Source organism: Arthrobacter sp. Y3225116, assembly GCF_059091245.1.
The window spans coordinates 1-7,903 of the sequence record NZ_JBNHGL010000135.1; the positions used below are offsets into that span (position 1 = coordinate 1).

A 7,903-nucleotide genomic window follows, 5' to 3' on the forward strand; every position below is an offset into this window, starting at 1 on the left:
CCCGCCGCTGACGCGCGGCCGGCGGCGGCCGCGGAAGCGGGGCCACGGTGTGGCGGTGGCGGGCAATGTCCGTGCTGCCCCGTAAGCTATTCGTAGATATGTTCGGACAATCCGCCGCCGTGCTGCCTGCGGGGCGGGCTCCGGGCCGCAGTGCCGGAATTGGGAGTTGAGTTCATGATTAGCTCGTTGCGCGGCGTCGTCGCCCACGTGGGATTGCAATCGGCCGTGATCGACGTCAACGGATTCGGCATGCTCGTCCAGGCGACGCCGCAGACCCTGGGCACGCTGTTCGTGGGGCGGGAGGCCGAACTGGCCACCACCATGATTGTGCGCGAAGACTCCATGACGCTGTTCGGTTTCGAGGACGCAGCGCAACGGGAAGTTTTTGAAACCCTCATCTCGGTCAGCGGGGTCGGTCCGAGGCTGGGCCTGGCGGCGCTGTCGGTGCACTCGCCCGAGGCCCTGAGGGTCGCCGCCGCGGAGGGGGACAGCAAGGCGTTCACCAAGGTTCCGGGCATCGGGCCGAAGCTCGCCGGCCGGATCGTGCTCGAGCTGGCCGGGAAGCTGATCCCCACCGGCGAGCAGGCCCCCCAGCAGAAGGGCGGCTGGAAGGGACAGGTGCAGGAGGCCCTGGCCGGCCTGGGCTGGTCCGAGAAGGACGCCGCCGCGGCGGTGGACACCACCGCCGAGGAAAATCCGGAGGCGGCAGCAGCAGGCAACGTGGGTGACTTGCTGCGGCTGACCCTGCGCAGGCTCGGCCAAGACGGCGCCCGGACCGGCGCGGCCCGGCGGACCGCGGGAGTGAACTAGCGTGGCGGAGGAATCCGAGAACAACCGGCTGGTCGCCAATACGTCGGAAACCGAAGAACGGGCAATCGAATCGGCGCTGCGGCCCAAAAACCTGGACGATTTCGTGGGCCAGGCCCGGGTCCGCCAGCAGCTGTCGCTGGTGCTGGAGGCATCCCGGATCCGCGAACGGACAGCCGACCACGTTCTGCTGTCCGGCCCGCCCGGCCTGGGCAAGACCACGCTGGCCATGATCATCGCCGCGGAAATGAACGCGCCGCTGCGCATCAGCTCCGGGCCGGCGATCCAGCACGCGGGCGACCTGGCGGCGATCCTGTCGTCGTTGACCGAGGGGGAGATCTTCTTCCTCGACGAGATCCACCGCATGTCGCGGCCGGCAGAGGAAATGCTCTACATGGCGATGGAGGACTTCCGGGTGGACATCGTGGTGGGCAAGGGCGCCGGCGCCACCGCCATCCCGCTCGACCTGCCGCCGTTCACCCTCGTCGGGGCCACGACCCGGGCCGGACTGCTGCCGGGCCCGCTGCGCGACCGGTTCGGTTTCACCGGGCACTTGGAGTTCTACGCCGTCGCGGAGCTTGAACTGGTGCTCCGCCGCTCGGCCATGCTGCTGGACCTCAAGGTGAGTTCGGCCGGTTTCGCCGAGATCGCCGGGCGCTCCCGCGGCACGCCCCGCATCGCCAACCGCCTGCTGCGCCGGGTCCGGGACTGGGCCCTCGTGCACAAGATCGAGGAGATCGATGCGCGCGCGGCAGCGGCGGCGCTGGATATGTACGAAGTCGACGAACGGGGACTGGACCGGCTGGACCGGGCGGTGCTGACCGCCCTGATCACCAAGTTCGGCGGAGGACCCGTCGGCCTGTCCACCCTGGCCATAGCCGTCGGCGAGGAAACCGAGACGGTGGAGACGGTGGCCGAGCCCTACTTGGTCCGCGAAGGGCTGCTCGGCCGGACGCCGCGCGGACGGATCGCCACCGCCGCGGCCTGGCAACACCTGGGGCTGGCGGTGCCCGATCACCTGGCCGCGGGACCGACCGAAGACCTGCTCTCGGAACTGCTGGAGCCGGACACGGATTTCGCCGAAAACTGAAGCTTGACCGTGTAAGGGCGGTCACCGCGTAGAATGGTAGGAACGTGCGGAGTGCGCCGTCCCCCACGGGACGCGGCAGGCTGCGTACACGGTCCGGATTTTCCTACCGGTCCGCTCCAGACTTCTAGGACGGAACTTTCCTGTGTTCGTAAATCTCTTCACCGGCACCACTCCCCAGCAGCAGTCGGGTGGCATCGACGTGATGACCATCGGCTTGTTCGCCGTTTTCGCGCTGTTGATCTTCTTCATGTTCCGCAAGCAGAAGAAGGTCCAGGCCCAGATGCGCGAAAAGGCCGAGCGCATCAAGGAGCAGATGGTGCCGGGTACCGAGGTGATGACGCAGTTCGGCCTCTTCGGCACCGTCGTTTCCTTCGACCCCGACAACAACAAGGTGGTCCTTGAACTGTCGCCGGGCAACACCGCCACCGTGCACACCCAGGCGGTGAACGAAGTGGTGACGCCGGAGACCCCCGAGGTTCCCGACGACGCCTCGTCCCTCACCGCGGAAAGCGCCACCCGCCCGGAGGAATCCGCCGAGGATACCCTCAAGCGGCTCAACGAAGAGCAGAACAAAGACACCAAGTAGGCCAGCGACGGCTTAGCCGTATAGGCGTGCAGTGGCGGGGCATGCCCCGCCACTTCGCCATGTACCGGCCGGCTCCGCCGGCCGACTGAGCCGATGAGAGAAAGATCTTCCATGGCACGATCCGGTTCCACCAGCATTGCGCGGCGGACACTTATCTGGCTCGGTGTGCTCCTGGCCGCCGGCACCGTCATCCTGGGCAGCGGTGTGTTCACCGGCCAGGCGAGCTGGGCGCCCAAGCTGGCGCTCGACCTTGAGGGCGGCACCCAGATGATCTTGGCTCCGCAGGTCCAAGGCGGCGGGGGCGAGATCACCGCCGAGCAGCTTAACCAGGCCGTGGAGATCATCCGCCAGCGCGTCGACGGCTCCGGCGTGGCTGAAGCTGAGATCACCACGCAGTCCGGCCGCAACGTGGTGGTCAGCCTGCCCGGTGTTCCGGACCAGCGGACCCGCGAACTGATCCAGGCGTCGGCCGCCATGGAATTCCGCCCGGTGCTCACCGCCGCGCCGGGTTCCGCCGTTCCCGAGGAAGAGCGGACGCCCGAAGCGGACCTTCCAAAACCGGCGGGCGATCCGGAGAACGCCAGCGACTTGAACTGGATCACCCCGGAGCTCTATCAGGAGTTCGAGGCGCTGGAGTGCCTTGACCCGGCCGCGGCGGAAGAGGAGAGCGAGCCTGCCGACCCGGCCAAGCCGATGGTCGCCTGCGAACCGGATACCGGTATGAAGTACATCCTGGGCCCGGTGGAGGTGCCCGGTACCGACATTGCCGACTCCAGCTTTGGCCAGGTACGCGGCACCCAGGGACAGACGCTGAACCAGTGGGCAGTGAACATCGAGTTCAACAGCGAGGGAACCGCAACCTTCAAGGAAGTGACCGAACGGCTGTTCGGGCTCTCCGGCGCCCAAAACCAGTTCGCCATCGTGCTGGACGGCGAGGTGATTTCCGCTCCCACGACCAACGCGGTCATCCCCGACGGCAAGCCGCAGATCACCGGCAATTTCACGGAAGAATCGGCCCGTATCCTCTCCGAGCAGCTGAAGTACGGCGCACTGCCGATCAGCTTCGAGATCCAGAGCGAGCAGCAGATTTCCGCCACCCTGGGCGCCGACCAGTTGCGGATGGGCCTGTTCGCCGGGCTCATCGGCCTGGTGCTGGTCGCCGCGTACTCGATCTTCCAGTACCGCATGCTCGGCCTGGTGACCATCGCGTCACTGGTGGTGGCCGGCCTCATGACCTATCTGGCGATCGCGATCCTGGGCTGGACCGAAAACTACCGGCTGTCGTTGGCCGGCGTCGCCGGCCTGATCGTGGCGATCGGCCAGACCGCCGACTCGTTCATCGTCTACTTCGAACGCATCCGCGACGAACTGCGCGAGGGCCGGGGCCTGGTCTCGGCCGTGGATAACGGCTGGAAGCGCGCACGGCAAACCGTGCTGGCTTCCAAGGCCGTCAACTTGCTGGCCGCCGTCGTGCTCTACTTCGTGGCGGTCGGCAACGTGCGTGGCTTTGCCTTCACGCTGGGCCTGACCGCGGTGGCGGACCTCTTGGTGGTCTTCATGTTCACCCACCCGGTCATGCAGCTGCTGGCACGCACCAAGTTCTTCGGCGAGGGCCACCGGTTCTCGGGCCTGGATCCGCGCCTGCTGGACGCGGTGCCGCTGTACCGCGGGGCGGGGCGGATCCGCCAGCCCGGCGAACGCAGGGCGCCGGTGCGGGCCAAGAACGCCGCAGCGGCCGCCGAAGCCGATCGCCGCCAGACCATCGCCGAACGCCGGGCGGCCGAGAAACAGCGCGCCACCAGCGGCGCGGGCCGCGGGTCCGACAAGGAGAGCAACTAAATGGCCAACTTTGCTAAGTGGGGCAACGATCTCTACACCGGCAAGCGCTCCTACGACTTTGTCTCCAAGTACCGGCTCTGGTTCGGCATTGCCGCCGCCGCGATCCTGCTGTCCATCGTCGTGCCGTTCGTCAAGGGCGGGTTCAACCTGGGCATCGATTTCCGCGGCGGCTCCGAGTTCACCGTGTCCAACGTGGAAAACACGGACGCCGGTCCGGGCGAGGCTGCCGTGGCCGGGGTCGCGGCGGATGCCGATCCCCGCGTGACGAACATTGCGCCGGGGACCATGCGGATCCAGACCGAGCGCCTTGACGACGACCAGACCCTGGAACTGCGCGACGCCCTGGTCGAAGCCTACGGCGTCAGTCCCGACGAGGTGACGTCCTCGTTCGTCGGTCCCACCTGGGGTGCCGACGTGACCCGGCAGGCGATCTGGGGCTTGGTGGTGTTCGTTGTGCTGGCGGCGATCATGATGGCGCTGTACTTCCGGACCTGGAAAATGTCCGTCGCCGCGCTCAGCGGCCTGGTGGTGGTGCTCATTGTGACCGCCGGCATCTATTCGCTGAGCGACTTCGAGGTGACGCCCTCGGCGATCATCGGCTTCCTGACCATTTTGGGGTACTCGCTGTATGACACGGTGGTGGTCTTCGACAAGATCCGCGAGAACACGGAAGACCTGGACAAGTCCACCAGGAGGACCTTCGCGGAAGAGGTCAATCTCGCCGTGAACCAGACCCTGGTCCGGTCCATCAACACCTCCGTGGTCGCCGTCCTGCCGGTCGCCGCCATCTTGTTCATCGGCGCATTCCTGCTCGGCGCCGGCACCTTGAAGGACGTGTCCCTGGCACTGTTCATCGGCATCATCATCGGCACCGCCACCACAATCTTCATTGCGGCGCCGATGTATGCGCGGCTCCGCGCCAAGGAACCGGCGCTGCTCAAGCAGGCCAAGAAGGTGGAAGAACGGCGCCGCACCGAGGCTGCCCCCGTCGGATGACGCCGCACCGGAACGCCCGGGCCGCCGGACAAGCATAGAATGGTTTCCGGAACAGTCCTGGGCTGTGCGCCCCTGCCAGCAGAGCAAAAGGCTGTAGCGTCGGTTCCAGGACCCATCGGGAAGGCGGGAAGGATTGGCCGAACACGTCAGGTCGACAGACCAAGCCAGTGACGCCGGTGTGACACCGGATCCTGGTCCTTCTGTTGTGCCCACGGCCGCCGAAGTCCCGGGCAACGCCCCGGTCCGCCATGCCTTCCCGGGGCGCCGGGAACGGACGATGTCCCGGCTTGCCCGGCTGGCGGGACGGGGCGGCACCAGCTACTCGCCCATTCTGGAGCCGCTGCTGCGCACCGTCCGGGCCAACAACCCGCGCGAGGACTTCGACCTGATCCACCGCGCCTTCGTGGTGGCCGAGCGCAGCCACCGCGGGCAGAAGCGCAAGAGCGGCGACCCGTACATCACCCACCCGGTGGCCGTGGCCACGATCCTCGCGGAACTGGGCATGACGGGCACGACGCTGGCCGCAGCCCTGCTGCACGACACGGTCGAAGACACCGAGTACACGCTCGCCGACCTGAAGGCGGAGTTCGGTCCGGAAGTCGCGATGCTGGTGGACGGCGTCACCAAGCTGGACAAGGTGCAGTTCGGTGACGCGGCCCAGTCGGAGACCGTGCGCAAGATGGTCGTGGCGATGGCCAAGGACATCCGCGTCCTGGTGATCAAGCTGGCCGACCGGTTGCACAACGCCCGGACCTGGCGCTTCGTCTCGCCGGAGTCGTCGGCGAAGAAGGCGCGCGAAACCCTGGAGATCTTCGCCCCGCTGGCGCACCGGCTGGGCATGAACACCATCAAGTGGGAGCTGGAAGATCTCTCCTTCGCGGCCCTGCACCCGAAGGTCTATGAAGAGATCGTGCGGATGGTGGGGGAGCGCACCCCCGAACGGGAGAAGTACCTGACGACGCTGCGCACCAAGATCGGCGACGACCTGCGCGCCGTGAAGATCAAGGCCACGATTACCGGCCGGCCCAAGCACTACTACTCCATCTACCAGAAGATGATCGTGCGGGGTAAGGACTTCGACGACATCCACGACCTGATGGGCATCCGGGTACTGGTGGACACGGTCCGCGACTGCTACGCGGCACTCGGTGCCCTGCATGCGCGCTGGAACCCGCTGCCCGGCCGGTTCAAAGACTACATCGCCATGCCCAAGTTCAATATGTACCAGTCGCTGCACACCACGGTGATCGGCCCGGGCGGCAAGCCGGTGGAAATCCAGATCCGCACCCACGAGATGCACCGCCGCGCCGAGTACGGCGTCGCGGCCCACTGGAAGTACAAGGACATCGCCCGCGGCGCGACGGCCGACGGCGGTGACATGGGCTGGCTGCGCAGCCTGGTCGACTGGCAGCAGGAGACCAGCGACCCCGCCGAATTCCTGGACTCCCTCCGGTTCGAAATCAACGCCAAGGAAGTCTTCGTCTTCACGCCCAAGGGCGAAGTCATGGCGCTGCCGGCAGGATCAACGCCGGTGGACTTCGCCTATGCCGTGCATACCGAGGTCGGCCACCGCACCATCGGTGCCCGGGTCAACGGCAAGCTGGTCCCGCTGAACAGCGAACTCAGCCATGGCGACTGGGTGGAGATCTTCACCTCCAAGGCGGAGGGCGCCGGTCCCAGCCAGGATTGGCAGGGCTTCGTCAAGAGCCCGCGGGCACGGAACAAGATCCGCCAATGGTTCACCAAGGAGCGCCGCGAAGAGGCGATCGAAAAGGGCAAGGACCAGCTCACCCGCGCGATGCGGAAGCAAAACCTGCCGCTGCAGAAGATGATGACGCACGACGCGTTGATGTCGGTGGCGCAGGAACTTCACCACGCCGACGTGTCGGCGCTGTACGCCGCCGTGGGCGACGGCCATTCGTCCGCCCAGAACGTGATCGAGCACTTGGTCGGCCTGCTCGGCGGACGCGAAGCGGTCGAGGAGGCCGAGCCGTCGCTCCCGACGACGGTCAGGCGGCCGAAGCATCCGGACTCCGGCGTCACCGTCGTCGGGGTCGGCGACGTCTGGGTCAAGCTGGCCCGGTGCTGCACCCCGGTCCCGCCGGATCCCATCATCGGGTTCGTCACCCGGGGCTCGGGCGTGTCGGTGCACCGCTCCGACTGCAGCAACGTGGCGGAACTGCGCGAAAGCCCCGACCGGATCGTCGAGGTCGCCTGGGCGCCGACCCAGGCCAGCGTTTTCCTGGTGGAGATCCAGGTCGAGGCGCTGGACCGCAAGAGCCTGCTCTCCGATGTCACCCGGGTGCTCGCCGAGAATCATGTCAATATCCTCTCCGCCACGGTGCATACCTCGAGCGACCGGCTCGCGATCTCGCGGTTCTCCTTCGAGATGGGCGACCCGAAGTACCTCAGCCATGTGCTCAGCGCGGTCCGGCGCATCGACGGCGTCTACGACGTGTACCGCACCTCGGGGTCCCAGCGCCGCTGATCCGCCCGCCCGCGGGCTCACACCGCTCCGCGGCCGCCCCGCAGGAGCGTTCCCGCCGTCAGGCTGTGCCCATCGCCGCGTCCAGGCGCTGTAGCGC

At 67.1% G+C, this 7,903-nt stretch carries 6 protein-coding genes; all 6 read left to right on the plus strand.

The genetic code is table 11. The annotated features are described in order from the left end of the window. The first annotated feature begins 174 nt into the window (after positions 1–174). The 6 genes from ruvA to AC5RV2_RS12125 all read left to right on the plus strand — a co-directional run bounded on the left by ruvA (position 175) and on the right by AC5RV2_RS12125 (position 7,806). Positions 175–810 (plus strand): Holliday junction branch migration protein RuvA, encoded by a 636-nt coding sequence (gene ruvA, locus AC5RV2_RS12100; RefSeq protein ID WP_493977507.1) that lies wholly within the window; start codon positions 175–177, stop codon positions 808–810. A gap of 1 nt (position 811) precedes the next feature. After that, on the plus strand, positions 812–1,897 hold the full coding sequence (ruvB, locus tag AC5RV2_RS12105) for a Holliday junction branch migration DNA helicase RuvB (protein WP_494092530.1): 1,086 nt from the start codon (positions 812–814) through the stop codon (positions 1,895–1,897). 142 nt (positions 1,898–2,039) lie between these two features. Continuing rightward, complete coding sequence (locus tag AC5RV2_RS12110) at positions 2,040–2,483, plus strand: preprotein translocase subunit YajC (protein WP_494092531.1); 444 nt, start codon at positions 2,040–2,042, stop codon at positions 2,481–2,483. Positions 2,484–2,594: 111 nt separating this feature from the next. Next, the gene (gene secD / locus AC5RV2_RS12115) at positions 2,595–4,322 is read left to right on the plus strand and encodes a protein translocase subunit SecD (RefSeq protein ID WP_494092532.1); all 1,728 of its coding nucleotides are present in this window, start codon (positions 2,595–2,597) and stop codon (positions 4,320–4,322) included. Further along, the gene (gene secF, locus AC5RV2_RS12120) at positions 4,323–5,318 is read left to right on the plus strand and encodes a protein translocase subunit SecF (RefSeq protein WP_494092533.1); all 996 of its coding nucleotides are present in this window, start codon (positions 4,323–4,325) and stop codon (positions 5,316–5,318) included. A 277-nt stretch (positions 5,319–5,595) separates the two neighbouring features. Next, positions 5,596–7,806, plus strand: coding sequence for a RelA/SpoT family protein (locus AC5RV2_RS12125; protein ID WP_494092534.1), 2,211 nt, complete (start codon positions 5,596–5,598; stop codon positions 7,804–7,806). Positions 7,807–7,903: the final 97 nt, after the last annotated feature.